Raw genomic sequence first — 24,437 nt, forward strand, 5'->3', positions numbered from 1 at the left:
CTGCCCGGCGTCGCGGACCGGCCATTTCGGTGCAACCACCCCCGGGACAGCCCACCCCGGCGCGTCCGTCCTGGGGACGAATCCGATACTGAGGGCATGAAACTCAGCCGTGCCGCCTCCTGGTTCCTGCTCGCCTTCGGAGTGTGGAGCTGGTTCATCTGGGTGTCTTTCGTCCGGAACCTGTGGAGGAACGGCAGTGGCCAGGCCTTCGATGCGGCGGGCGATCCCACTTCCTACTTCTGGGTGCACCTGACGCTCGCGGTGACGTCCTTTCTCCTGGGGACGGCGGTCGGTGTGATCGGGTTGCGCGGGGTCCGGGCCCTGCGGCGTGAATCACGCACGGGCACGGGCGCGGGCACGGGCGCGGGCACCGGCGCGGGCACGGCCGCCGGCACGGGTGATCCGGCGTGACGATCCTCGTCTTCGCGCTCGTCGCGCTCGCGGTCTGCGCCCTGCTGGTGCTGGTGCACCGCTGGCTGTGGATCCGGCTGGTCCGCGACACCACGGCGCCCGGCGCCCGCACCCGCCGCATCGGCACGGCTCTGACCATCGCCCTGCCCCTCCTCTCTGTGGCCGCCCTGACCACGGGTCGTGCCGGAGCCCCCTTCTGGCTGCAGCAGACGGTGGCCTGGCCGGGGTACCTCTGGCTCGCGGTGCTCCTGTACCTGACCCTGACGATGCTGGTCGCGGAGCCGATCCGCGCGCTGTTGCTCCGCCGTCTGGCCCACCGGGTCCCCTCCGGGGCGGTCGCCGGACCTCCCGCGCCGCAGACCGTTCCCCGGGCCGCCGCCGTGGCCGTCGGCACCGTCGCCACCGGGACCTACGGTGTGCTGCGCGGGCCGAGCGTGCGGCGGGTGCAGGTCCCCCTCGCCAAACTGCCGCGCGCGGCCCACGGATTCCGCATCGCCGTCGTCAGCGACGTCCACCTCGGTCCGGTGCTCGGCCGCGCCCACACCCAGCGCATCGTCGACACCGTCAACCGCACCCAGCCCGACCTCATCGCGATCGTCGGCGACCTCGTCGACGGCAGCGTCCCCGACCTCGGGCCCGCCGCTGAGCCGCTGCGCCGGCTCAGCGCCCGCCACGGCTCGTACTTCGTGACCGGGAACCACGAGTACTTCTCCGGGGCGCAGCAGTGGATCGACCACGTCCGCGAACTCGGGCTGACCCCGCTGGAGAACGCCCGCCGCGCCCTGCCCCACTTCGACCTCGCCGGCGTCAACGACATCCAGGGGGAGACGGAGGGGAAGGGCCCCGACTTCCAGGCGGCCCTCGGTGACCGGGACCGGTCGCGGGCGGCCGTACTCCTCGCCCACCAGCCCGTGGTCATCCACGACGCCGTCCGCCACGGCGTCGACCTCCAGCTCTCCGGCCACACCCACGGCGGCCAGCTCTGGCCCGGCAACTACCTCGCCGAGCTCGCCAACCCCACCGTCGCCGGGCTGGAGCGCTACGGGGACACCCAGCTCTACGTGTCCCGCGGGGCCGGCGCCTGGGGACCCCCGGTCCGGGTGGGCGCGCCGTCCGACATCACGGTCGTGGAACTCGCCTCATATCAGGCCTGACCGCCCGAACCGGCAATGACCCGCGGCAAATCGGCGTTCCCGAAGCTGGATTCCGGCAGAAGAAGGACTACTTGAAAAAACGAGGGCCTGCGAGGCAGTCGCTGGTGCCCAGTGCCTCTCTGCCGGCACCGGGGTCTGGCGCCTGTGGGAACTCGACTGGCTCTGAGCACGGCGTCCCGGGCCTACGCGGGGTCCGGCTTCGGGTCCGGGTCCGGGTCCGACGCCTTGCGCCGGGCCCCGGCCGTGGCCGTCTGCGCCATGCCCGGCAGGAAGTCCGCGAAGAGTTCGTGCACTTCCCGCACCAGCGGCCGCAGCACCCGGAACCGGGCCAGGACGATGCCCCGCGTCGTCAGCTGCGCGCCGCGCTCGGCGAGCCGCCGCGTCTTCTCGCTGTTCGGGGAGCGGTCGAAGACCCAGTACAGGACCAGGCCCATCTGCGAGAGCCACATGAGCTCGGGCAGTACGTCGGCCAGCTCGGCCGGCACCTTGGTCTTCGCGCCCGCCAGCACCTCGCGGTGGATGTCGATCGCCGCCTGCCGCGCCGTCTCGGATTCCGGCGAGAACGGGCTCAGCGGACTCTCGGGGTCGGCCGCGTTCTTGAAGAACTGCGAGGCGAACTCGTGGTACGGGGCCGCGATGTCCATCCAGCTGGTCAGTACGCCCGCGAGCCGCTTCTGGAGATCGGTCTCGTTGTCCAGGATGGGCCGGACCGCTGCCTGGTGTGCCGCGCCGATCCGGTCGTAGAACCCCTGGACCAGGTGTTCCTTCGATTCGAAGTAGTAGTAGGCGTTGCCGACCGAGACACCGGCCTCCTTCGCGATACCCCGCATCGTCGTCTTGTCGAAGCCGCGCTCCTGGAAGAGACGGAGCGCGGTTTCGAGGATGAGCGTGCGGGTCTGCTCGCTCTTGGGAGCCTTCTGATCAGTCACGGTGGATGAGCCTATCGGGGGACGGAGCAGTGGTCGTCACAGGCCGGTCCCTCCACACCTTCGGGCGCTCCTTCGGTCCGTACCGCCTGCCGCCAGGCGGAGGCGGTGTACATGGCCGCCCGGGCGAAGGGCCGGCCGGCCGCGGTGGCCAGCCAGTTGGCCTTCGGCCGGTGTTCCGCCAGCGCCCACAGGCACACGATGAAGGCGTCGGTCCCGGTCCACACCTGCCCCGAATCGCCGATCACGGTGATCTCCTTCAGCGTCGACGCGTGGTCGAGCCGCGGGTACCGGCGGTGCGCCTCCCATGAGGCCGCGGGGACCAGGGCGAGCGGGACCAGCCAGCGCTGCGCGAGCAGCCAGTGCCGGATGTGGACGCAGAGCGGGCAGTTCGCGTCGTACAGGACGGTCAGTTTCCGCACCGCTCCCGTCGGGGCCACGGCTCAGGCCCCGGTCGGCACGGTCCACCCCTGCGGGGCGACGGGCGGGGTCTGCTGGCGCTCCATGACGCCCCGGCGGCGCATCTTGTTCAGCACCCACACGTTCCCGAGGTGCATGACCCCGAGGACCAGCAGGACGACGCCGAGCTTGACCGAGAGGGCCTCGAAGAGGCCGCGGGCGGTGTCGATCTCCTCGTTCGACCTCAGGTAGAGCGTCACGAAGCCGATGTTCACCAGGTAGAAGCCGACCACGAGGAGTTGGTTGACGGCGTCCGCGAGCTTCTCGTTCCCCTGGAGGACGTCGCCGATGAAGACCCGGCCGTTGCGGCTGAGCGTGCGGGCCACCCAGACGGTGAGACCGATGCTGACCAGCAGGTAGATGACGTACGTGACCACGGTGAGGTCCATGGACCCAGCCCCCTTGAACGCGTTCAAATGCTTACGTCGTTGACTGTAGGGCCTTTTTTGAACAAGTTCAAGCGAACGGTCGGAGGCTCTCCTGCACGCTCGGCGACGCCCGCGTCACCTTCGTCAAGAACGGCTCCAAGGTCAGTACGCCCCCCGGCGCGCGCACGTCGCGGGCCTGAACGGCGGCCGCAACGGCTTCGGGACCGACCGGGCCGGCGAGAAGGCCGTCGAACTGAGCGCTGGCCACCACGAGCTGAGCGTGGCCCAGGCCGTGCTGAGGGTGCACTCCCGCGTCGCCGACCTCTACGACCAGCCGATGAACCAGACCCGCACCAGCAGCTGCGCCTCACCTTCCAGGAGCTGCGGGAGCGGCAGGAGGACGAGCTCGTCAACAACCCGGAGTTCGTGCTGCTCCACATCGCCGCCTTCGGCAACGAGTGCAACAAGTGCGGCATCGGCCTCGGCACTGTCGAGGTCGACGGCCACCACATCCCCGCCTGGCGGGGGGTGCCGATCCTGCCCCGCGGGAAGATCCCGCTCACCGGGCAGCACACTTCCTCGATCATCGCGGTGCGCACGGGCGAGGACAACGACGGCGTGATCGCCCTCTGCCAGACCGGCCTGCCGGACGAGTGCGAGCCGGGGCTCAGCGTCCGTCATGGGCATCGACGAGCGGGCGGTCATCTCGTGGCTCGTCACCGCCTACTACTCGGCGGCCGTCCTGGTCCCGGACGCCGTCGGCGTCCCTGGAGAACGTCGAGGTCCGTCCGCGCGCGTGAGGGCGGGGGAGCCCGCCGGCCGGGGCCCCGGCCCGCTCCGTCCCGTCAGAAGCTCAGCGAGCGGGCGTAGTTCACCTGGGACATCACCCACTGGTAGGAGCCCGCGTTCGTCGCCGGAATCATCGTGGAGTGGTGGCGGCCGCCGCTGGTCACCGTGACCTGGATGTAGCCGGTGGTGGTCTTCTCCTTCATCAGGAGGAAGAGCAGGCCGAGCAGGCAGAAGATGAAGAAGACGATCGCGAGCACGACCGCGTGCGCCGGGATCTTCTCCTCGGTGCGCGAGAAGTCGGTCGCGTTCCACATCGCGCCCTTGAGCGGCATCGGACCCGACGGGGTGATGATCTGGTCCCCGGCGATGGTGATGTCACCGAGGGACAGGCCGGCGCCGCCGGCCGGGGCGGCGGCGGGGTAGCCGGGGGCCGGCAGGCCCGCGCCGCCGATGGTCGGCTGGTAGGCCGGGGGCGCCGGATAGGGCTGCGGGTAGCCGTAACTGGCCTCGCCCGGGCCCCACTTGTAGTCGCCCTGGCCGGGAGTACCGGGCTGGCCGCCCTGGCCGCTGGGGTCGTTCGCGTACGGATTCGGCTGCTGCTCGCTCATATGGCCGATCCTTCCACAACGACCCCCCTCCCCGTACGCCGCTCAGAGTGCCGCTTCGAGGATCTTGGTCACCCGGTCGATGACGTCCTCCTTGGCCGCCTCGGGGGTGGGGAGGAAGGACCAGGTGGCGATCCGTGCGCCGTGCCGCGTGCCGAAGACGCCGTTGGAGTACTGGGCCATGCTGCCCGTCTTCCCCCAGATCTCGGTCCCGTCCGAGAGGGTGTGGAACGTCAACCCGCCCTGGCTGTACGGCTGTTCCTTGGCGGCCTTGGACAGTTCGGGCTTGACGAAGAGCTGTCGCTGTTGGGCCGGGGGCAGCAGGCGGCCGCCGAGCAGGGCCTTCATGAAGCGTTCCATGTCGGGGGCGTTGGAGATCATCCCCCCTTCCGCCCAGGCCCACGGCTCCTTCGGGGTCGGTGCGGCGAGGGAGGGGGTGGGCATGGAGGCGTCCCCCGCCTGCGGGACGTACGTGTGGCGCAGGCCGAGCGGGCGCGCGATGCGCCGCTGGACCTCCTCGGCGTACGAGCGGCCGGTGACCTTCTCGATGGCCAGGCCGAGGATGAAGTAGTTGCCGCCGTTGTACTGCTGCCTGGTGACGGGGTATTCGGGTGCGGGGCAGCCCTCCCGGGTCCAGGCGGCCACGACCCGGTCCGGGGTCAGGCCCATCCCGTCCTGGAGCGTCCCGCAGGGCATGCCCAGGCCGCTGGTGTGGCTGAGCAGCTGGCCGATGGTGATCGGCTTCCAGTGCGCGGGGACGGTGTCGGGGAGGACCTCGCGGATCGGGGTGTCCAGGGTGAACCGGCCCTCCGCGACCAGCTGGAGCACCACGGTGGAGGTGAACACCTTGGTCATGCTGCCGATCCGGAAGGAGGCGGCGGGGTCCTGGGAGAGCGGACCTGTCGCCTTCGTCCAGCGCACGCCCGGCCCGGACACCCGCACCATCGTGCCCGCCGCGACACCGCCGGGGGCCATCGCCTTGGCCAGGGCCTCCTCGTCGACCGACGGGCGGTGGCCGAAAACCGTGCCCGTGCCGGTGCCCGACGCGGGGGCCGGGTGCGACTGGGCCGAGGCCGGCAGGGCGCTGATCGCGAGCGATGCCACGGCCGCGCCGGCGGCTACCAGGGTGATCCAACGGGCCTTGCGGAAAGCGGACTTCGCGGAGTTCGTCGTCATGGCCGTAAGCCTGCCGTGAGCATGATCGGCCAGCCATGGGGGACGTCCCCCACTCGACCCTGACGAGCCCCCGAGCAGACGTGAGGCCCGTACCCCGAGAAGGGGTACGGGCCTCACGGCGGGTGCCGGCCTCAGTCGAGGCGCGTCAAGAAGGCTAGAAGCGGCGCGTGATCAGGGCACGCTTGACTTCCTGGATCGCCTTCGTGACCTCGATGCCACGGGGGCACGCGTCGGTGCAGTTGAAGGTCGTGCGGCAGCGCCACACGCCGTCCTTGTCGTTCAGGATCTCCAGCCGCTGCTCGCCGGCCTCGTCACGCGAGTCGAAGATGAAGCGGTGCGCGTTGACGATCGCCGCCGGGCCGAAGTACTGGCCGTCGTTCCAGAACACCGGGCACGAGGACGTGCACGCGGCGCACAGGATGCACTTGGTGGTGTCGTCGAAGCGCTCGCGGTCCTCGGCGGACTGCAGGCGCTCGCGCGTCGGCTCGTTGCCCTTGGTGACCAGGAACGGCATGACGTCGCGGTACGCCTGGAAGAAGGGCTCCATGTCGACGACGAGGTCCTTCATCACCGTGAGGCCCTTGATGGCCTCGACGGTGATCGGCTTCTCCGGGTTGATGTCCTTGATCAGCGTCTTGCAGGCGAGCCTGTTCTTGCCGTTGATCCGCATCGCGTCGGAGCCGCAGATGCCGTGCGCGCACGAGCGGCGGAAGGTCAGCGTGCCGTCGAGGTCCCACTTGATCTTGTGGAGACCGTCGAGCACGCGCTCCTTCGGGTCGATCTCGACCTGGAAGTCCTGCCAGGTCGACTCCTCCGAGATCTCCGGGTTGAAGCGGCGGATCCGGAAGGTGACCGTGATGAAGGGCGAGGCGGCGGCCGCCGCCTCCATCTCGTCCGTCTTGGACAGGGTCGGGGTGGCCATCAGTACTTACGCTCCATCGGCTGGTAGCGGGTGACGACGACGGGCTTGTAGTCCAGCCGGACGGAGTCCTTGCCGTCGTCGCCGACCTCGCGGTACGCCATGGTGTGGCGCATGAAGTTGACGTCGTCGCGGTTCGGGTAGTCCTCGCGGTAGTGACCGCCGCGGGATTCCTTGCGCGCCAGCGCGGACACGGCCATGACCTCGGCCAGGTCGAGCAGGTTGCCCAGCTCGATGGCCTCCAGCAGGTCCGTGTTGAAGCGCTTGCCCTTGTCCTGGACGGACACGTTCTTGTAGCGCTCGCGCAGCTCCGCGATCTTCTCGACCGCGGTCTTGATGGTCTGCTCCGTACGGAACACCATCACGCACGCGTCCATCGTCTCCTGGAGCTCCAGACGCAGGTCGGCGACCCGCTCGTTGCCCGTGGAGTTGCGCAGGCGCTCGACGAGGTCGACGACCTGCTGCGCCGGGTTCTCCGGGAGCTCGACGTAGTCGTTCTCCTGCGAGTACCTGGCCGCGGCGATGCCGGAGCGCTTGCCGAAGACGTTGATGTCCAGCAGCGAGTTGGTGCCCAGGCGGTTCGCGCCGTGCACCGACACGCACGCGACCTCGCCGGCCGCGTACAGGCCCGGGACGACGGTGGTGTTGTCCGCCAGGACCTCACCCTCGACGTTGGTCGGGATGCCGCCCATGGCGTAGTGCGCGGTGGGCTGGATCGGGATCGGGTCCGTGTACGGCTCGATGCCCAGGTAGGTGCGCGCGAACTCGGTGATGTCCGGGAGCTTCGCGTCGAGCTGCTCCGGCGGGAGGTGCGTCAGGTCCAGGTACACGTGGTCACCGGCCGGACCGCAGCCGCGGCCCTCACGGATCTCGGTGTAGATGGAGCGCGAGACGACGTCACGGGACGCGAGGTCCTTCATGACCGGCGCGTACTTCTCCATGAAGCGCTCGCCGTCCTTGTTGCGGAGGATGCCGCCCTCACCGCGAGCGCCCTCCGTCAGCAGGATGCCCATGCGCCAGATGCCCGTCGGGTGGAACTGGAAGAACTCCATGTCCTCCAGCGGCAGGCCGCGGCGGTAGCAGGCCGCCTGGCCGTCACCCGTGAGGGTGTGCGCGTTGGAGGTCACCTTGAAGAACTTGCCGGTGCCGCCGGAGGCGTAGATGACGGCCTTGGCCTGGAACACGTGGATCTCGCCGGTGGCGAGCTCGTACGCGACCACACCGGCCGACTTCTTGACGCCGTCCTCCTCGACCAGGAGCTGGTCCAGGACGTAGAACTCGTTGAAGAACTCCACGCCCTCCTTGACGCAGTTCTGGTACAGCGTCTGGAGGATCATGTGACCGGTGCGGTCCGCGGCGTAGCAGGACCGGCGGACCGGGGCCTCGCCGTGGTTGCGCGAGTGGCCGCCGAAGCGGCGCTGGTCGATGGTGCCGTCCGGGGTGCGGTTGAACGGCAGGCCCATCTTCTCCAGGTCGAGGACCGCGTCGATGGCCTCCTTCGCCAGGATCTCGGCGGCGTCCTGGTCGACCAGGTAGTCACCGCCCTTGACCGTGTCGAAGGTGTGCCACTCCCAGTTGTCCTCTTCCACGTTGGCCAGCGCGGCGGCCATGCCGCCCTGCGCGGCGCCCGTGTGGGAGCGGGTGGGGTAGAGCTTCGTCAGCACCGCGGTGCGGCTGCGCTTCGTCGACTCGATGGCGGCGCGCATGCCCGCGCCACCTGCGCCGACGATGACGGTGTCGTACTTGTGGATCTTCATTGGTTTCGCCTCAGCCCCGTTGCCTAGCGGATGTTCGGGTCGAAGGTGAAGATCACCAGCGTGCCCAGAAGGATGGTGAACACCGTGGCGGTGTAGAGCAGGCCCTTCAGCCACAGCCGCGTGCCGGCGCGCTCCGCGTAGTCGTTGATGACGGTACGCAGACCGTTGGCGCCGTGCAGCATCGCCAGCCACAGCATCAGCAGGTCCCAGACCTGCCAGAACGGGGAAGCCCACCGGCCGGCCACGAAGGCGAAGCCGATCTTGGAGACGCCGCCGTCGAGCACCAGCTGGATCAGGAGGTGCCCGATGACCAGGACGACGAGCACGATGCCCGAGAGGCGCATGAAGAGCCACGCGGCCATCTCGAAGTTGCCGCGGGTCGAGCGCGGGGTCTTGCCCGTGCGCTTGCGCGGGGCCTCGATGTACGGCGCCGGGTTGTCGACGTCGTAGAGCGAGACGCCGGTCACGGAGCCGCCGTCGCCGGCGCCCTTGGTCATGTCGACGGAAGAAGTGTCAGAAGACATGCGTGTCACTTCCCGAACAGTTCAAGGTAGGCGTGGCCCAGTACGGGGTACAGGGCCCCGACCATCAGCACGATCCAGATGCCCACGACGGTCCAGAGCATCTGCTTCTGGTAGCGGGGGCCCTTGGACCAGAAGTCCACGGCGATCACACGGAGACCGTTGAGCGCGTGGAACAGGATGGCGGCGACGAGGCCGTACTCCAGCAGCGCGACGATCGGAGTCTTGTAGGTAGCCACCACGTCGTCGTACGCCTCGGGGGAGACGCGGACGAGTGCGGTGTCGAGGACGTGTACGAACAGGAAGAAGAAGATGAGGACGCCGGTGACTCGATGAGCCACCCAGGACCACATTCCTTCCCGGCCGCGGTACAACGTTCCAGCCGGCACGGAAAACCCTCCGGAAGCGGGGCGGGGGCCAGCCGGCTTCTTTGTCGGTCGGGCCCGGCCGGGTACGGTCCTCCGGCCCCGGACATCGTAGCGACGCTTTGTCGGTTCCCTTGCGCGGGGGCCATCGGTGTGATCAAACAGGCACGTACGGACTATCCCACAGGGGCGAATAGCCCGATTTCCGTGGCACTCGGCCCATCCGTCGAGGTCAGCCAGCGTGTCAGATCCCAGAGCCGGTCCTGGGCGACGCAGCGCAGCTCGTCCGCGGAGATCGAGCGCTCCTCGTCCACCTCGTGCGTCATCCTGCGGCGGATCGCCCCCAGCAGCTGGTCCGCCTGCTCCTCCCGCGGATGCCCGGCGAGGCTGATCACGAAGGCGTGGCCGAACTTCCGTTCGTACTCCGCGTGCGCCGCGTCCAGGGCCAGCAGGGCGGCGTACGGCGCGCCGTGGTCCAGCTCCGCCGAGGACTCCGCGGCCAGCGCCTCGGTCAGGTCGGCCTGCGAGAGGTCGTACGAGGCCTCGTCCGCGGCGGCGAGCAGGGCGTCCGGATCCGGGTAGGGGCGGTGGGTGGCCATCCGGTGCGCCCAGCGCCGGCTCCCGCAGCACTGCAGCAGGACGGCGTGGGCGGCTTCGGGGGACAGGGCGTTGAACCGCGCCAGTCCTGAGCCGTGAGAAGGATCGGGGCAGCCGCGGGCCTGTGCCGGAAGGTGGCTGGACAGCGGGGGGCTCCTCGGGGCGCGGCGCGGGTGTACCGCCACGCTAGCGACGGGAGGCAGGGTGTGTCGTACCCATATGGGGATTTCACCCGGAAGTGAGCCGAAAGGATGACGTGAGCGCCACAGCCAGGCCCGGGAAGTCGTCCGGGAGGGGGAGGGCGACCGAGGCCGCCACCCCCCACAGGAGAGGCCCCGGCCGCCATCCGTCACGGACTCGTGCGACAAGCCCGTACCCCTGTCAGCGCCCTGAGTGCGTTTTGTGTCACACCTCGCTCCGCACAGGGTTGGTTGCGCGTTGTATCACTCGTGGACGGGAGGTGCTGGAAAGCCGTAACGTGCTGATTTGCGCCACACGTACAGGACAGTGAACGGGTTGGGGACTTTGCTGGGGGACGACGCGGAGCTGACCGCCGCGGTGCTCGCGGCACAGGACGGCGACGAGAACGCGTTCCGTGCTGTGTACCGCGCCGTGCACCCACGCCTGCTCGGATACGTACGCACGCTCGTCGGAGACGGCGACGCGGAGGACGTGACCTCCGAGGCCTGGCTGCAGATCGCCCGCGACCTCGACTCCTTCACCGGCGACGCCGACCGCTTCCGCGGCTGGGCCGCCCGCATCGCCCGCAACCGGGCCCTCGACCACATCCGCATGCGCGGGCGCCGTCCCGCCATCGGCGGCGACGACACCGAGCTGGCCGCCTGGGCCGCCGACTGCGACACCGCAGGTGCGGCGATGGAGTCCCTCTCCACCGGCCGGACCATGGCGCTCATCGCCCGGCTCCCGCAGGACCAGGCCGAGGCCGTCGTCCTGCGGGTCGTGGTCGGGCTCGACGCCAAGAGCGCGGCCGAGACCCTCGGCAAGCGCCCCGGCGCCGTACGCACCGCAGCGCACCGGGGCCTGAAGAAGCTGGCCGAGCTGCTCCGCGAAGAGGGCTCGGACGGCGGCTTCGGGCCGGACCCGGGCACCGGCGCGGAGCCGGGCGCGGCGGTCGGCCATAATGCCGGTGGCCAGCCGTGGGACGGCGGGGGCGGGAGGGATCTCGACGCCGTACCCGCACAACGCGGCCGAGGTGGGGGCTTCGTGGAACAAACCGGTGTGACGCATTCACGTTGGCGGACGCAGAAGGACATGTGATGGCCGACGAGCGCAACAGGTGGCTGGACCAGGCCGCGGCGGACAGACTGCTGCGCGGCGAACCGGCGGAACCTGTGGGGCGGGCCGGCGCCGAACCGCGTGCCCGCATCGAGGCCGCGCGCCTGCGCGCCGCGCTGGACGCCCTGGAAGCCCTGGGCGCGGGCGGCGAGCTGCCGCCCGCGGGCACGGAACTGCCCGGCGAGGCCGCGGCCGTGGCCGCCTTCCGCACGGCGCGTGCCGCCGGACCCTCCGCACAGCGGTCGGACCGCACCGCGACGGCCGGATCCGGCGAGCCCGTGGTCGATCTCGGCCGTCTCGTCCCCTCCTTCGCCCCCGCGCCCCGGCGCGCCCGGACCGTGAGCTTCGGCCTGGCGGCCGCTCTGGCGAGCGTCGCCGTCGGCGGCCTCGCCGCCGCGGCGGGCGCCGGGCTGCTGGACCGCGGCCGGCACGACACCGCGGGACCCGGACCGGCGATGTCCGTCAGCGCCGGCGAGAACGCGGAGCCGGGCATCGGCAGCGGAGCCCCGACGCTCACCCCGAAGCTGCTGCCCACCCCGCTGCCCAACGGCTCGAATTCGACGGTCACCCCGGGTCCCACACTGTCCCCGGGCCCGGACGGACGCACGGTGCCGGGCACCGCGGCCGGCGCGGGCACCTCGTCGGGCACATCGGGCACCGGCGGCGCGGGCAAGGACACCGGGAGCGACCGGAGCGCCGCGGGCGGCACGGGCGACGAGGACCGGGGCCGGGACACCTTCGGCAGCGGGGACACCGGCAAGGACCGTGAGCGGCGCGAGCGGGAGACCCTGCTCAAGGCGCTCGACCTCTGCCAGGACTACCGGTCGGGACGTCTCGACGACGACCGCCGCGAGCGGCTCTCGCGCCTGGCCGACGGGCTCACCCGGATTCCGGACTACTGCAAGTCGGTGCTGGACGGGGACTCCGGCGGCAAGCGCCGCGACACCCCGCTCGGGGACGGGACGCTCAAGGCCCCGACCCTGGCCCCGGCGCTTCCGCGGGGCTCGACGGGCCTGCGCACCGGCCTCTGACACATGTGCTGACCCGCCTGTAACACTTTTCGAACCGGCGGCGCAGTACATATCGAGCCGACTGGTCATCGGCCGCGCATGAGCCGGGGTTCCCCCCGTACCCCTGGGCTCTGCGCAACCGGCGCGGGCGGGGCACGTTCCCCCGGCCCTGCCCGCGCCCTTTACCTCGACCCCGGCGGCCGGCCCACGGCACGCGAAACAACAAGGCCTTCGACCGGATCCCGGTCGAAGGCCTTCTGCGTGGGCTCGTGGGGCCGCGCGCATCACCAGTAGACGACGACCTTGTCGCCCACGTTCACCTGGCCGAAGAGCGTCGACAGCTTGCCCTTGTCGCGGACGTTCACGCAGCCGTGCGAGGCGCCGGCGTAGCCGCGGGCCGCGAAGTCGGCCGAGTAGTGCACGGCCTGGCCGCCGCTGAAGAACATCGCGTACGGCATGGACGTGTGGTAGAGCGTGGACGTCCACTCCTTCTCCTTGCGGTCCACCTTGAAGACGCCCTCGCGGGTCGGGGTGTTCTCCGAACCGAAGCGCACGTCCATGGTGGAGATGACCTTGCCGTCGATCATCCAGGCGAGGGTCCGGCTCTCCTTGCTGATGCACATGACCCGGCCCTCCATGCAGCGCGGGTCCGGCGCGTCGACCTCGTTGACGGTCGGCGGGCGCAGCTCGTCGGCGGTGGGCTTCTTGCTGGCGCTCTGGATCTTCTTCCAGGTGGCCTCGTCGACCGAGCCGGTCGCGGTCAGACCGTTCTTCGACTGGAAGGACTTGACCGCGGCCGTGGTCTTCGAGCCGTAGAAACCGGTCGGCGCCACCGACATCAGCTTGAGCTGCCGCAGGCGGGCCTGGAGCTCGCGCACCTGGTCGGTGTCGTCGCCGTTGGCCATGATCTGCTTCACCGTGGGCGAAGGAGAGGCCGACGGGGAGGCCGACGCGGAGGCCGACGGCGACGGCGACGGCGAGGCCTCGCCGGGCTTGTTGTCGGTGGTCGGGGAGGCTTCGGGAGTGGCGCCCGCCGTGGGCGAGGACGGAGCCGAGGGAGTGGAGCCGGCGGACTCCGACTTCTGCGGCCCGCAGGCGGTCGCGGCGAGCGCGACGGCGGCGGCCACCCCGATCGTGCGGATTATGAATCTCTGGCGCTGCATTGCAGTCCCCCGGTTTCTACGTCGTGTATCTAGGTGATGCCTGGCGCGCGCGGAGAGTTGCACCGGGCCACGGGATGTTGCGCCATTGTGACCAGCAGCCGTCCGCGGCCTTACGAAGCGATGTGCGGGCAAGTTTGTACCAGCCCCGGGCCCGGTAGCTCTACGGAGGTCTTCGTCACATGGCACGCACCGAGAGCGGACTCCCGATCGAACCCGTCTACGGGCCCGGCGACCTGACGGGGTGGGACCCCGCGGCCGCCCTAGGCGAACCGGGTGAATTCCCCTACACCAGGGGGATTTATCCGAACATGTACACCGGCCGCTCGTGGACGATGCGGCAGTACGCCGGTTTCGGCACCGCCGCCGAGTCCAACGCCCGCTATCGGCAGCTCATCGCGGGCGGCGGCACCGGACTGTCCGTCGCCTTCGACCTGCCGACCCAGATGGGACACGACTCCGACGCCCCGCTCGCGCACGGGGAGGTCGGCAAGGTCGGGGTCGCCGTCGACTCGCTCGACGACATGCGGACGCTGTTCGACGGGATCCCGCTCGACCGCGTCTCCACCTCGATGACCATCAACGCGCCCGCCGCGCTGCTCCTGCTGCTCTACCAACTGGTCGCGGAGGAACAGGGCATTCCGGGCGAGCGGCTGACGGGCACGGTCCAGAACGACGTCCTGAAGGAGTACATCGCGCGCGGCACGTACATCTTCCCGCCCGAGCCCTCGCTCCGGCTGACGGCCGACACCTTCCGCTACTGCCGGGCCGAGATCCCCAAGTGGAACACCATCTCCATCTCCGGCTACCACATGGCCGAAGCGGGGGCCTCGCCCGCGCAGGAGGTGGCCTTCACCCTCGCCGACGGCATCGCCTACGTCCGTACGGCCCTGGCCGCCGGCATGGCGGTCGACGAGTTCGCGCCCCGGCTCTCCTTCTTCTTCGTCTCCCGCACCACCCTCCTGGAGGAGGTCGCGAAGTTCCGCGCCGCCCGGCGGATCTGGGCCCGCGTCATGCGCGAGGAGTTCGGGGCGCGGGATCCGAAGTCGCTGATGCTGCGCTTCCACACCCAGACGGCCGGGGTCCAGCTGACCGCGCAGCAGCCCGAACTGAACCTCGTACGGGTGGCCGTGCAGGCGCTCGCCGCCGTTCTGGGCGGCACCCAGTCCCTGCACACCAACTCCTTCGACGAGGCCATCGCGCTGCCGACCGAGAAGTCCGCCCGCCTCGCGCTGCGCACCCAGCAGGTCCTCGCGTACGAGACGGACGTGCCGCACACCGTGGACCCCTTCGCCGGGTCGTACGCCGTGGAGCGGATGACCGACGAGCTGGAGGCGGCCGCGCTCGCGCTGATGCGGCGGGTCGAGGACCAGGGCGGGGCGGTGGCCGCGATCGAGAACGGCTTCCAGAAGGGCGAGATCGAGCGCAACGCCTACCGCATCGCGCAGGAGACCGACGGCGGGGAGCGGGTGGTGGTCGGCGTCAACCGTTTCGCGCTGGACCGGGAGGAGCCGTACGAGCCGCTGCGCGTGGACCCGGCCATCGAGGCGCGGCAGTGCGCGGCACTGGCGCGGCTGCGGGCGGAGCGGGACGCGGCGGCGGTGACGGCGGCGCTCGGGGCCCTGCGGGAGGCGGCCGCGGGAACGGAGAACGTGCTGTACCCGATGAAGGAGGCGCTGCGGGCGCGGGCCACGGTGGGGGAGGTGTGCGGGGCGCTGCGGGAGGTGTGGGGGACGTACGAGCCGACGGATTCCACATGGTGAAACCCACTGGACTGTCAGGTGTGTCCTCGTGGGACACTCCTGCACATGCTGGGTGTCACCGATCTGCCGACGTACCTCGCCGGCCTCGTACTGATCATTCTCCTGCCGGGTCCGAACTCGCTGTACGTGCTCTCCGTCGCCGCCCGGCGCGGGGTGCGCACCGGATACAAGGCCGCCGCCGGCGTGTTCACCGGCGACGCCGTGCTGATGCTGCTGACCGCCGTGGGCGCCGGAGCGCTGCTGCGGGCGAGCCCGGTCGTGTTCACCGTGGTGAAGTTCCTCGGCGCCGGGTACCTGGCCTGGCTGGCCGTGGGGATGATGCGCGGCGCCTGGGCGCTGTGGCGCACGCGCCGGGAGCGGGACGAGGCGCGGGCCGCCGCCCCCGCCGAACCGGGCGAGAACGAGCGGCCCTACCGGCGGGCGCTGCTGATCAGCCTCCTCAACCCGAAGGCCATCCTCTTCCTGATGTCCTTCTTCGTGCAGTTCGTGGACCCGTCCTACGCCTACCCGGCGCTGTCGTTCCTGGTCCTCGGCGGCCTGCTGCAGACCGGCAGCTTCGCGTACCTGACGCTGCTGATCTTCGGCGGCACCCGGCTCTCGGAGGCCTTCCGCCGGCGCAAGCGGCTGTCGGCCGGGGCCACCTCGGCGGCGGGCGTGCTCTTCCTCGGCTTCGCGGCCAAGCTCGCCGTCAGCTGAGAGCGCGGCGCACCCGGCCGAGCCGCCGTACGGCCCGGCGCACCGCGCGGCTGCGCGGCAGGAACGAGAGCTGCGCCGGGATGCCGCCCGGCAGCCCCAGCGAGGTCAGCCGGCGCCGGGTGAAGTACCGCCGGGTGCGCGCGTCCAGGTGCTGGGCCAGGTAGGCCTCGGCCGCCGGCCGGCGCGCGGCCAGGATCTGCGGCTGCATGGTGAACCCGACGGCCGTCAGCAGCGCGGCCGGCTCCGCCCGGACCTGCTCCGGCGTCGGGGGCGTCCAGGCGCGCACGGCCTCCGCGTCGGCGAGGTCCGGGAGCAGCGCGTCCACCAGCGCCAGCGGGACCCGGTTGCTGTTCGGGTACGGGGTCAGGCGGGCCAGGACCGCATCCGTGCCGGTCCGCGCCACCGGCAGCCCGTACAGGGTGGCGGCGGTCAGCAGGCCGGTGGAGAAGCAGCCGACGACCAGCGCCGGACGCAGCCGCTGGTAGAGGGTCTCGGCCAGCACCGGCGCGGCGATCACGGTCAGCCGCGCGCCGAGCCGCTCGGCCTCCTCCTCGGCCCGGCGGGAGTACGCGGCCGGGGCGCCGGGGTGCGGTTTGAAGACCAGCTCGCGGTGGCCCAGGGCGTGCGCGCCCCGGACCATCGACACGTGGAGCTCCTCCTCCTCGGCCAGGGTCATCAGGTCGAGCGCCGACAGGTACTGGCCCAGGAGCAGCGCCGGGGGCTCCGCCCTGGGGGCCTCGGGCGCCTCGGGGGTTTCGGTGGCCTCGGCGAGCTCGGCGAGGACCTTGAGGAAGGACTCCGTCGGCACCAGCTCCTCCCGCGCCCCGAACTCCGTCAGCAGCAGCGGCTTCAGCCCCGGCACCAGGTCCACGTGCAGCACCCGCCGCACCCGCATCCCGAGCTGCGGGTCGAGCCGGAAGCGGGTGGGCCCGTAGCTCATCAGCCCGTCGGCGTAGACGTCGACCGCCGCGCCGGGGAACAGCCGGCACAGGGTCTGGGCCGGCGGCACCTGCAGGGACTCCACGACCAGTTCGACGCGGTCCTCGCCGAGGCCCCACAGGGAGCGCAGCTGCCGTTCCCAGATCGGGACGTCCTCCGCGCGCGGGGCCCAGGTGCTCGGGTGCTGCGGCTCGATGACCCGGTTCCAGTCGAGCACCTCGTCGAAGCGGGTGCGCAGGGCGGCGAAGCCCGGCATGTCCGCGACCCCGGGGGTGACCTCGGCGGTGACGGCGTGGTTGCTGGTCAGCAGGATCCGGCGGCCGGCGGGCGGGAAGGCGCCCGCGTCGATGCCCGCCGCGAGCGTGGCCGCGCCGTAGAGGGTGGAGGCCAGGAAGATCTGGGTGGGCATCAGGTGGCCGCTCCCGACGGTGTGCGGCGGCTGCCGCGCACGCGCCGCAGCAGGGTGGAGCGTTCGATGTCCATCGAGTCCAGGACCTGGTCCAATACGTCCTGGGGCATGCGGCCGAGCGCGGCCGCGCTCATCGAACGGAGTTTCTTGGCCACGGCCGGTTCGAACCTTTCGATGGATCCGAAATGGTGCGCGATAATCGCGCAATACGTTCGGACGGCTTTCGGGAGCAGCAGGCCGGATTCCCGGTCCGCGATGACATCCGCCAGCACTTGATCAAATGCCCGGATGAAATCGAGCTGCCGTTCGTCCCCGATCTGAGTCAGGGACGTGGAAACCCCGCGCCGGTAGAAGATCCCGGGCAGGCCCACCGCGGCGAAGGACTCCGCCTCCCGGTGCAGCCGCCAGATCCACGGCCGGTCCTCGGCCGTCCGCAGCCCGTCCGTGAAGTGCAGCACCCCGCGCTCCAGCAGCCGCCGGTGGTACATGCCGGCCCAGGCGTACGGATAGTCCACCGAGGTGGCCCGGTCGACGGGCAGGATCGCGGTGCGCGGATCGGCGACGACCGACTGCGGGCCGTGGGGGACGCGCTGCACGCTCCGCGTCCTGCCCGTGCACCGCACATGGTCGGTGCGGACGAAATCGCAGCTCAGCGCCTCTATGGCGGCCAACGTGCGGGCCAGGTGGCCGGGGGCCAGCCAGTCGTCCCCGTCCAGGAAGGTGACGTACTCGCCGTGGGCCGCGTCCAGGCCGGTGTTCCGCGCGGTGGCCAGACCGCCGTTCCGCTCGTGTCTGAGGTGCACCGCCCCGGGCAGCTCGCGCGCCGCCCGCTCCAGCAGGCCGGGCGTCCCGTCCGTCGAGCAGTCGTCGACGAGCAGGAACTCGAAATCCTCCCGGGCGTTGAGTTCGAGACTCTTGAGGGCATCCGGTGCGTACGTCTGCACGTTGTAGAACGGCACGACAACAGAGAGCTTGGGCACTCGCGAGACATTAGGGCGCCGCCTGGCATTCACTGTGGCCCGGATGCGGATTCCACGTGAACGGCGCGGGGCGGGCGAGTTAACCCGTGCGCTTTCGCATTTCGTCGACGCGTTGTTAACCCGCTGTTGTGCGTTCGTTGGGCCGATCACCGAAATTGCGGAATAGCTTCTGCCGCGTGCCAGAACGCAAAAGCGTCGCCGTACTCGCCGATTCCGATACGCGATGGAAATGGGGCGCACTCACCGCCCGCCGTCTCGTCCCCGACCCCCAGCTCACCGGATACCTGCTGCGCGGCCGCGCCACACCCACCGCGCGCCAGCTCGGTGAGGTGGGGGTGCGGGCCGACCGGCTGTCCGAGGTGACCTGCGCGGAGTTCCTCGCCGAGATCGAGCGGGAGCGCTACGACGTGGTCGTCCTCGCCCTCGTCGGCGGAGCAGTCCAGGCCGTCCTGCACGGGGCCCGCGCCCTGTGGCCGAACCCCGCGAAGCGGCCCGTCTTCGTCACCGGATACGTGGGCGTCGTATACGAGAAGCTCGCCGACGGGCTGCTGCTGCGGCACGGGGCCGACCTCGTCCTCGCCAACTCCCGTCACGACGCGGAGCGTTTCCAGGCCGTGTACGAGGGGGTCGGCGCGGACGCCGGAGCCGTCACCGAGACCGCGCTGCCCTTCCTGGGCGGGGCGCCGTACGAGCCGGCCGGGAGCAGGGCCCACACGGTGGTCTTCGCCGTCCAGCCCTCCGTGCCCGACAGCCGCGCCGACCGCGCCTACCTGCTGGAACGGGCCGCCGCGCACGCACGGCTGCACCCCGACCGAGAGGTGCTGATCAAGCTGCGCAGCAAGCCCGGGGAGCACACCACGCACCTGGAGGAGCAGCCGTACCAGCGGCTCGCGGAGAAGATCCCGGGCGGACTGCCCGCCAACTGCCGCCTGGTGTACGGGAACATGGGCGAGGTGCTGGACGGCACCGACCTGCTGGTCACCGTCTCCTCCACCGCCGCCCTGGAGTCCCTGCACCGGTCCATCCCGACGGCGATCCTGACCGACCTCGGCATCCGCGAGACCCTCGGCAACCACCACTTCCTCGGCTCCGGCTGCCTGGCGTCCTGGGACCAGCTCGACTCCGGGCTCCTCCCGGAGGGCGATCCGGTCTGGCTGGCGGCCCAGGGCGTACTCCCGGGGGCCGCGGCGCCGGGCGCGTCCGCGGCGAGCACGCCCGCCGCGACCCCGGCCGCACCGTGGCCCGAGGCCCTCGGCCGTGCCGGGGGCCTCGCCCCGGGCACGCCGGACCCGGCCGCGCCGCGTCCGCCCGCCGGGCCCGCCGCCGGCGTGGCGCACGACCCCTACGCCGTCGCCCGGGCGAAGGTCGCCGGGCTGGTGGCCGCGACCCGGCTGCCCGCCCTCGCGCCGTACTACACGCTCACCACCGCCCCCCGGTACCTGCCCGGGATCCTGGCCCGGCACCACCTCGCCCCCGACGGCACCCCGCTGCCCGGCGCGGTGCGCCCGACGGCGGGCGAGTCCCGGCTGCGCCGCCGGCTCCGCGCCCACCTGCGCGAGGCCGCCCGCGGCGCGTACCGGCACGGCGTGCAGCGCGTCGCCCCGGTGATCCGCAGGCTGGGGGAGCTGTGAGCCCCCGCGTCCTCGCCGTCATCCCGGCCCGCGGCGGCTCCAAGGGAGTTCCCGGCAAGAACCTCGCCGAGGTGGCCGGCATCCCGCTCGTCGCCCGCGCCGTCCGGGCCTGCCGCTCCGCGCCGACCGTCACCGACGTGGTGGTCTCCACGGACTCCGACGCGATCGCCGCGGCCGCCCGCGCCGCCGGAGCCGACGTGATCGCCCGCCCGACCGCGCTCTCCGGCGACACCGCGAGCAGCGAGGCCGCCCTCCTGCACGCGCTCGCCGCCTTCGAGGAACTCCACTCCGTCAGCGTGGACGTGGTCCTCCTCGTCCAGTGCACGAGCCCGTTCCTCACCACCTCCGACGTCGAGTCGGTCGCCGTGGCCGTCACCTCCGGCGCGGCCGACTCGGCCCTGACCGTGGCCCCCTTCCACGGTTTCCTCTGGCGCTGCGGGGCCGACGGCTCCGGAGCCGGGGTCAACCACGACCAGGCGTACCGCCCCCGGCGCCAGGACCGGCCGCAGGACCTGCTGGAGACCGGCGCCGCCTACGCGATGGACGCCGACGGCTTCCGCGCCGCCCGCCACCGCTTCTTCGGCCGCACCCTGCCCGTCGCCACCGACCCCTCCCGGGTCCTGGAGATCGACGACCCGCACGACCTGGAACGCGCCCGCCTGCTCGCGCCCCTGCTCGACCCGCACCCCGCACCGCCTCCACACCCCGAGCCACGCCTCGACCCGCAGCCCACACCCCGCACACCCCCGCACCGAAGGACGCCCCCTGCCATGACCTCCACCCCGGACCCCCGCCTGCGCACCTTCGGAGCGCGTACCGCGGGCCCCGGCCGCCCCGTCTACGTCGTCGGCGAGATCGGCATCAACCACAACGGCGACCTCGGCAACGCCTTCGCCCTCATCGACGCCGCCGCCGAAGCCGGCTGCGACGCCGTGAAGTTCCAGAAGCGCACCCCGGAGATCTGCACCCCGCGCGACCAGTGGGACATCGAACGCGACACCCCCTGGGGCCGGATGACCTACATCGACTACCGCCACAAGGTCGAGTTCGGCGAGGACGAGTACCGCGCCGTCGACGAGCACTGCGCCAAGCGCGGCATCGACTGGTTCGCCTCCCCGTGGGACACCGAGGCGGTCGCCTTCCTGGAGAAGTTCGACGTCCCCGCCCACAAGGTGGCCTCCGCCTCCCTCACCGACGACGAGCTGCTGCGCGCCGTGCGCGCCACCGGCCGCACCGTCGTGCTGTCCACCGGCATGTCCACCCCGCAGCAGATCCGCCACGCGGTGGAGGTGCTCGGCAGCGCCAACATCCTCCTCTGCCACGCCACTTCCACCTACCCGGCCAAGGCCGAGGAGCTCAACCTGCGGGTCATCAACACCCTGCGGGACGAGTACCCCAACGTCCCGATCGGCTACTCCGGCCACGAGACGGGCCTGCAGACCACCCTCGCCGCCGTCGCCCTCGGCGCCACCTTCGTCGAGCGCCACATCACCCTCGACCGCGCGATGTGGGGCTCCGACCAGGCCGCCTCCGTCGAGCCGGGCGGCCTGACCCGCCTGGTCCGCGACATCCGCACCATCGAGGCCGCCCTCGGCGACGGGGTCAAGCGGGTCTACGAGTCCGAGCTCGGCCCCATGAAGAAGCTCCGCCGAGTCCGGGGCGAGCTGGCAGCCGTCTGACCCCCAGGTCCGGCGCGTACGAGTTCCGCCCCCCGACAAGGAGTACGTGGTGACCCCCTCCGCCTCCACCCTGGCGTTCGTCGAGAGCCCGGTCCAACTCCTCAACGTGCTGGAGTGGGCGTACGCGCGCAGCGCCCCGGCGGGCCCCGGGCCGCAGCAGTCGCAGCTGGACGGGGTCCCGCGCCAGCGCGGGCCCCGCTCCGGCGGGGCGGAACCCGGCCCGGACCGGGCCCGGGCGCACGGGGACGGCGGGGCCGGGCCGGCCGCCGCACCCGCTCCGGCGGGCGCGGGGCCCTGCGTCAGGATCGTCGTCCTGCCGCCCACCGACCCCATGTCCCGGGGCCAGCTGCGCCGGATGGCCGCGCTGGCGCGGGACGAGGGGTACGAGGTGTGCTGGCAGGAGGCGCGCGGCAGCCGGTTCGCGCCGCTGAAGGCGCTCGCCGCGCTGGCGCGCGACGTCCGCGCGGCGCGCACGGTCGTCATCGGCGACCCCTTCTCGCGCTACGTGCAGCTGCTGCTCACCCTCGTACGCGCCGAAGAGCTCGTGGTGGTCGACGACGGCACCGCCACCATGGAGTTCGTCGCCCAGACCGCCCGCGGCGAACGCCTCGTACGCTGGCACCGGGTCGGCGGTGGGGGACTGCCCGGCCGGGTCCGCGGGCTGGCGTACGCACCCGTCTCGGCGACCGCGCGCCGCCGCTTCACCCCCGTCCGGGGCCGCGGCCACCGCGTCGAGGTGTTCAGCTCGATGCCCGTCACCGCCCACGGCGCCATGACCCTGCGGGTCAACGACTTCGCCTGGACCCGCGCCCGCTTCGGCCCGCCCCGCCTGACCAAGGGCACCGACCTGGTCGGCACCTCGCTGGTGGAGACCGGTGTGGTGGACCCGGCCCGCTACCTGGAGGCGGTGCGCGCCCTCACCCTGGAGCACGGCGCCACCCGCTACTTCGCGCACCGCCGCGAGTCCCCGGAGAAGCTGCGCGCGCTGAGCCGGGCGACCGGGCTGGAGATCGTGCGCCCGGACCTGCCGCTGGAGCTGATCGCGCGGCGCGGTCCCGTCGGCCGGACGATCGTCAGCTTTCCGTCCACCGTCGTCCACACGCTGCCGTACGCCCTGACCGGCACCGGTGTGACCGTCGCCGTATGCGATGTGGACCCCGCCTGGCTCACCGGCACCGCGTCCGCGCGCGCCCGCAGCTTCCTCGCCGGGGTCACCGACACCGCCCGTGATGTGCGCAGACTCCCTGCCCAGGCGGCCCCCACGGCCGGATGAGCGCGCGAGTTTACCCCCACGGGCACCCGGTCATGCGCCAGAGGCCGTGTTTCTTTCCCCTAACGGCATGAACTTTTGTGGATCCCCGGCCAGTTGACCCGTCCGTGCGCCTACCCTTCAACGGGTGAACCAGTTGATGTCCCGCGAGTCCCAGACCGCCCAGCCCGCCGCGTCCGACCGGCCCGAGCTGCCCGGCACACTTCCGGACCACCTGCGTACCGAACTGATCGCCTTCCGCCGGGACTTGCACATGCACCCGGAGCTCGGACACCAGGAATTCCGTACCACCGCGGCGATCAAGGCCCGGCTGGAGAAAGCCGGCCTGCGACCACGGGTGCTGACGTCCGGCACGGGCCTGATCTGTGACGTCGGCACCTGGGACGGGGGCCGGCCGATGCTGGCCCTGCGCGCGGACATCGACGCCCTGCCCATCCCGGATGCCAAGACGCACGTCTCGTACCGCTCGACCTTCCCGGACCGCGCCCACGCCTGCGGCCACGACGTGCACACCGCCGTCGTCCTCGGCGCCGGCCTGGTGCTCGCCGAGCTCGACCGGCAGGGGCTGCTGCCCCGCCCCGTACGGCTGCTCTTCCAGCCGGCCGAGGAGGTGCTGCCGGGCGGGGCCACCGACGCCATCGACTCCGGGGTGCTGGACGGCGTGGGCCGGATCGTCGCCGTGCACTGCGACCCCCGGGTCGACGCGGGGCGGATCGGGCTGCGGGCCGGCCCCATCACCTCGGCCTGCGACCGGCTGGAGGTCACCCTCTCCGGCTCCGGCGGGCACACCGCGCGGCCGCACCTGACCACCGACCTGGTCACGGCCGCCGCCCGGGTGGCGGTGGACGCCCCGGCCCTGCTGGCCCGCCGGATGGACGCCCGCTCGGGGATGTCGGTCACCTGGGGCCGGATCGAGGCGGGGCACGCCTGCAACGTCATCCCGATGCACGCCGAGTTGTCCGGAACCGTCCGGTGCCTGGACCTGAACGCCTGGCACGAGGCGCCGGACATGCTCTACGCGGCGATCGACGAGATCGCGACCATGCACGGGGCCAAGTTCGAGATCGACCACGTGCGCGGGGTGCCGCCGGTGGTCAACGATCCGGTGATCACCGAGTTGCTGCGCGAGGCGATGACGGCCCGCTGCGGCGCCGAGTCGGTCGAGGACACCGAGCAGAGCCTGGGCGGGGAGGACTTCTCCTGGTACCTGGAGCACGTCCCCGGCGCCATGGCCCGCCTGGGGGTCCGCGCTCCGGGGGACACCGCCAAGCACGATCTGCACCGCGGTGACTTCGACGTGGACGAGGACGCGATCGCGGTCGGAGTGGAGTTCTTCACGGCCGCCGCGCTGCTCGACGGGCGTCGCGCCGTCTCCGCCCGGTAGCGGCCGGAGCGACGTTCCTTACAACATCGACGATTCTCCCGTCGGGCGTGTCCAGCCCTTGGTACACAAGGGCTGGACACGTGAGGAGTCACCAATCGGTCACTGTCCGGTTCACGACGATCCGATAACGACTCATGAACGGGCCTTTAACTGACATCTACGCGCGTTACGAT

At 71.7% G+C, this 24,437-nt stretch carries 23 protein-coding genes and 2 pseudogenes; 12 read left to right on the forward strand and 13 right to left on the reverse strand.

Features of this window, described 5'->3' with window-relative positions; all coding sequences use genetic code 11:
- The first annotated feature begins 96 nt into the window (after positions 1-96).
- Both IF88_RS0113270 and IF88_RS0113275 read left to right on the forward strand, forming a co-directional pair.
- Positions 97-411, forward strand: a complete 315-nt coding sequence (locus IF88_RS0113270; protein ID WP_030710538.1) for an SCO4848 family membrane protein — start codon at positions 97-99, stop codon at positions 409-411.
- Entirely contained in the window at positions 408-1,565 is a 1,158-nt protein-coding gene (locus IF88_RS0113275) for a metallophosphoesterase (protein WP_030710540.1), read from the forward strand. The genes IF88_RS0113270 and IF88_RS0113275 overlap by 4 nt, the downstream gene beginning before the upstream one ends.
- Positions 1,566-1,747: 182 nt before the next feature.
- Here the strand turns inward: IF88_RS0113275 and IF88_RS0113280 are convergent, their stop codons facing one another.
- From IF88_RS0113280 to IF88_RS0113290, 3 genes are read right to left on the reverse strand one after another with little or no spacing between them, the layout of a single operon-like run.
- The gene (locus IF88_RS0113280) at positions 1,748-2,494 is read right to left on the reverse strand and encodes a TetR family transcriptional regulator (RefSeq protein ID WP_030710542.1); all 747 of its coding nucleotides are present in this window, start codon (positions 2,492-2,494) and stop codon (positions 1,748-1,750) included.
- An 11-nt stretch (positions 2,495-2,505) separates the two neighbouring features.
- A complete protein-coding gene (locus IF88_RS0113285) occupies positions 2,506-2,913 on the reverse strand; it encodes a thiol-disulfide oxidoreductase DCC family protein (RefSeq protein WP_030710544.1) in 408 nt (135 codons plus the stop codon).
- Positions 2,914-2,934: 21 nt separating this feature from the next.
- Complete coding sequence (locus tag IF88_RS0113290) at positions 2,935-3,339, reverse strand: hypothetical protein (protein WP_030710546.1); 405 nt, start codon at positions 3,337-3,339, stop codon at positions 2,935-2,937.
- Between the two features lie 157 nt (positions 3,340-3,496).
- Between IF88_RS0113290 and IF88_RS47755 the strand changes: the two are divergent.
- Positions 3,497-4,118: pseudogene (locus tag IF88_RS47755) on the forward strand (Crp/Fnr family transcriptional regulator); the annotation flags it as partial.
- Positions 4,119-4,163: 45 nt separating this feature from the next.
- Here the strand turns inward: IF88_RS47755 and IF88_RS0113305 are convergent.
- The 7 genes from IF88_RS0113305 to IF88_RS40275 all read right to left on the reverse strand — a co-directional run bounded on the left by IF88_RS0113305 (position 4,164) and on the right by IF88_RS40275 (position 10,232).
- Entirely contained in the window at positions 4,164-4,715 is a 552-nt protein-coding gene (locus IF88_RS0113305) for a hypothetical protein (protein WP_030710553.1), read from the reverse strand.
- Positions 4,716-4,757: 42 nt separating this feature from the next.
- Positions 4,758-5,888: a serine hydrolase domain-containing protein gene (locus IF88_RS40270; RefSeq protein WP_051836798.1), complete on the reverse strand. Its 1,131-nt coding sequence runs from the start codon at positions 5,886-5,888 to the stop codon at positions 4,758-4,760.
- Between the two features lie 154 nt (positions 5,889-6,042).
- Positions 6,043-6,810 carry a succinate dehydrogenase iron-sulfur subunit gene (locus IF88_RS0113315; protein WP_030710558.1) on the reverse strand — a complete coding sequence of 256 codons (768 nt, stop codon included), beginning with the start codon at positions 6,808-6,810 and terminating at the stop codon, positions 6,043-6,045.
- Positions 6,810-8,564 carry a succinate dehydrogenase flavoprotein subunit gene (gene sdhA, locus IF88_RS0113320; RefSeq protein WP_030710559.1) on the reverse strand — a complete coding sequence of 585 codons (1,755 nt, stop codon included), beginning with the start codon at positions 8,562-8,564 and terminating at the stop codon, positions 6,810-6,812. The genes IF88_RS0113315 and sdhA overlap by 1 nt, the downstream gene beginning before the upstream one ends.
- Before the next feature lie 23 nt (positions 8,565-8,587).
- Positions 8,588-9,088 (reverse strand): succinate dehydrogenase hydrophobic membrane anchor subunit, encoded by a 501-nt coding sequence (locus IF88_RS0113325; RefSeq protein WP_030710561.1) that lies wholly within the window; start codon positions 9,086-9,088, stop codon positions 8,588-8,590.
- Positions 9,089-9,093: 5 nt separating this feature from the next.
- On the reverse strand, positions 9,094-9,474 hold the full coding sequence (gene sdhC / locus IF88_RS0113330) for a succinate dehydrogenase, cytochrome b556 subunit (protein ID WP_078892868.1): 381 nt from the start codon (positions 9,472-9,474) through the stop codon (positions 9,094-9,096).
- Between the two features lie 152 nt (positions 9,475-9,626).
- A complete protein-coding gene (locus IF88_RS40275; RefSeq protein WP_078892869.1) occupies positions 9,627-10,232 on the reverse strand; it encodes a 2-oxo-4-hydroxy-4-carboxy-5-ureidoimidazoline decarboxylase in 606 nt (201 codons plus the stop codon).
- Between the two features lie 340 nt (positions 10,233-10,572).
- Here IF88_RS40275 and IF88_RS0113340 point away from each other — a divergent pair, with 340 nt between their 5' ends.
- Positions 10,573-11,325, forward strand: coding sequence for an RNA polymerase sigma factor (locus IF88_RS0113340; protein WP_030710567.1), 753 nt, complete (start codon positions 10,573-10,575; stop codon positions 11,323-11,325).
- A complete protein-coding gene (locus IF88_RS46475; protein WP_030710568.1) occupies positions 11,325-12,374 on the forward strand; it encodes a hypothetical protein in 1,050 nt (349 codons plus the stop codon). The genes IF88_RS0113340 and IF88_RS46475 overlap by 1 nt, the downstream gene beginning before the upstream one ends.
- Before the next feature lie 263 nt (positions 12,375-12,637).
- On the opposite strand, the gene IF88_RS0113350 is transcribed toward IF88_RS46475, so the two are convergent.
- A complete protein-coding gene (locus tag IF88_RS0113350; protein ID WP_078892870.1) occupies positions 12,638-13,516 on the reverse strand; it encodes a L,D-transpeptidase family protein in 879 nt (292 codons plus the stop codon).
- Between the two features lie 179 nt (positions 13,517-13,695).
- Here IF88_RS0113350 and IF88_RS0113360 point away from each other — a divergent pair, with 179 nt between their 5' ends.
- Entirely contained in the window at positions 13,696-15,276 is a 1,581-nt protein-coding gene (locus IF88_RS0113360; RefSeq protein ID WP_030710574.1) for an acyl-CoA mutase large subunit family protein, read from the forward strand.
- 45 nt (positions 15,277-15,321) lie between these two features.
- A complete protein-coding gene (leuE, locus tag IF88_RS0113365) occupies positions 15,322-15,972 on the forward strand; it encodes a leucine efflux protein LeuE (protein ID WP_030710576.1) in 651 nt (216 codons plus the stop codon).
- On the opposite strand, the gene IF88_RS0113370 is transcribed toward leuE, so the two are convergent.
- Together IF88_RS0113370 and IF88_RS0113375 are read right to left on the reverse strand one after the other, a co-directional pair.
- Positions 15,965-17,320 (reverse strand): polysialyltransferase family glycosyltransferase, encoded by a 1,356-nt coding sequence (locus tag IF88_RS0113370; RefSeq protein ID WP_030710578.1) that lies wholly within the window; start codon positions 17,318-17,320, stop codon positions 15,965-15,967. The genes leuE and IF88_RS0113370 overlap by 8 nt on opposite strands.
- On the reverse strand, positions 17,320-18,300 hold the full coding sequence (locus tag IF88_RS0113375) for a glycosyltransferase family 2 protein (protein WP_030710580.1): 981 nt from the start codon (positions 18,298-18,300) through the stop codon (positions 17,320-17,322). Before IF88_RS0113375 ends, IF88_RS0113370 begins: the two co-directional genes overlap by 1 nt.
- A gap of 176 nt (positions 18,301-18,476) precedes the next feature.
- Here IF88_RS0113375 and IF88_RS0113380 point away from each other — a divergent pair, with 176 nt between their 5' ends.
- From IF88_RS0113380 to IF88_RS0113395, 5 genes and pseudogenes are all read left to right on the forward strand, one after another.
- Positions 18,477-19,931, forward strand: a complete 1,455-nt coding sequence (locus tag IF88_RS0113380) for a DUF6716 putative glycosyltransferase (protein WP_037805812.1) — start codon at positions 18,477-18,479, stop codon at positions 19,929-19,931.
- Positions 19,928-20,290, forward strand: a pseudogene (locus IF88_RS47760) (cytidylyltransferase domain-containing protein); the annotation flags it as partial. The gene IF88_RS0113380 and the pseudogene IF88_RS47760, both read left to right, overlap by 4 nt.
- Before the next feature lie 411 nt (positions 20,291-20,701).
- Positions 20,702-21,610: an N-acetylneuraminate synthase family protein gene (locus tag IF88_RS47765; RefSeq protein ID WP_030710584.1), complete on the forward strand. Its 909-nt coding sequence runs from the start codon at positions 20,702-20,704 to the stop codon at positions 21,608-21,610.
- A 49-nt stretch (positions 21,611-21,659) separates the two neighbouring features.
- Positions 21,660-22,883, forward strand: a complete 1,224-nt coding sequence (locus tag IF88_RS0113390) for a hypothetical protein (protein ID WP_107050530.1) — start codon at positions 21,660-21,662, stop codon at positions 22,881-22,883.
- 136 nt (positions 22,884-23,019) lie between these two features.
- On the forward strand, positions 23,020-24,264 hold the full coding sequence (locus tag IF88_RS0113395) for an amidohydrolase (RefSeq protein WP_030710587.1): 1,245 nt from the start codon (positions 23,020-23,022) through the stop codon (positions 24,262-24,264).
- The last annotated feature ends 173 nt before the right edge of the window (positions 24,265-24,437 follow it).

Origin of the sequence: Streptomyces sp. NRRL F-2580 (assembly GCF_000720115.1) — a bacterium.
GTDB lineage: Bacteria > Actinomycetota > Actinomycetes > Streptomycetales > Streptomycetaceae > Streptomyces.

Coding starts and splice junctions, on each gene's coding strand:
- IF88_RS0113270 (WP_030710538.1), top strand. CDS start 97: ATGAAACTCAGCCGTGCCGCCTCCTGGTTCCTGCTCGCCTTCGGAGTG.
- IF88_RS0113290 (WP_030710546.1), bottom strand. CDS start 3,339: ATGGACCTCACCGTGGTCACGTACGTCATCTACCTGCTGGTCAGCATC.
- IF88_RS0113305 (WP_030710553.1), bottom strand. CDS start 4,715: ATGAGCGAGCAGCAGCCGAATCCGTACGCGAACGACCCCAGCGGCCAG.
- IF88_RS40270 (WP_051836798.1), bottom strand. CDS start 5,888: ATGACGACGAACTCCGCGAAGTCCGCTTTCCGCAAGGCCCGTTGGATC.
- IF88_RS0113315 (WP_030710558.1), bottom strand. CDS start 6,810: ATGGCCACCCCGACCCTGTCCAAGACGGACGAGATGGAGGCGGCGGCC.
- sdhA (WP_030710559.1), bottom strand. CDS start 8,564: ATGAAGATCCACAAGTACGACACCGTCATCGTCGGCGCAGGTGGCGCG.
- IF88_RS0113325 (WP_030710561.1), bottom strand. CDS start 9,088: ATGTCTTCTGACACTTCTTCCGTCGACATGACCAAGGGCGCCGGCGAC.
- IF88_RS46475 (WP_030710568.1), top strand. CDS start 11,325: ATGGCCGACGAGCGCAACAGGTGGCTGGACCAGGCCGCGGCGGACAGA.
- IF88_RS0113350 (WP_078892870.1), bottom strand. CDS start 13,516: ATGCAGCGCCAGAGATTCATAATCCGCACGATCGGGGTGGCCGCCGCC.
- IF88_RS0113360 (WP_030710574.1), top strand. CDS start 13,696: ATGGCACGCACCGAGAGCGGACTCCCGATCGAACCCGTCTACGGGCCC.
- leuE (WP_030710576.1), top strand. CDS start 15,322: ATGCTGGGTGTCACCGATCTGCCGACGTACCTCGCCGGCCTCGTACTG.
- IF88_RS0113370 (WP_030710578.1), bottom strand. CDS start 17,320: ATGCCCACCCAGATCTTCCTGGCCTCCACCCTCTACGGCGCGGCCACG.
- IF88_RS47765 (WP_030710584.1), top strand. CDS start 20,702: ATGACCTCCACCCCGGACCCCCGCCTGCGCACCTTCGGAGCGCGTACC.
- IF88_RS0113395 (WP_030710587.1), top strand. CDS start 23,020: ATGTCCCGCGAGTCCCAGACCGCCCAGCCCGCCGCGTCCGACCGGCCC.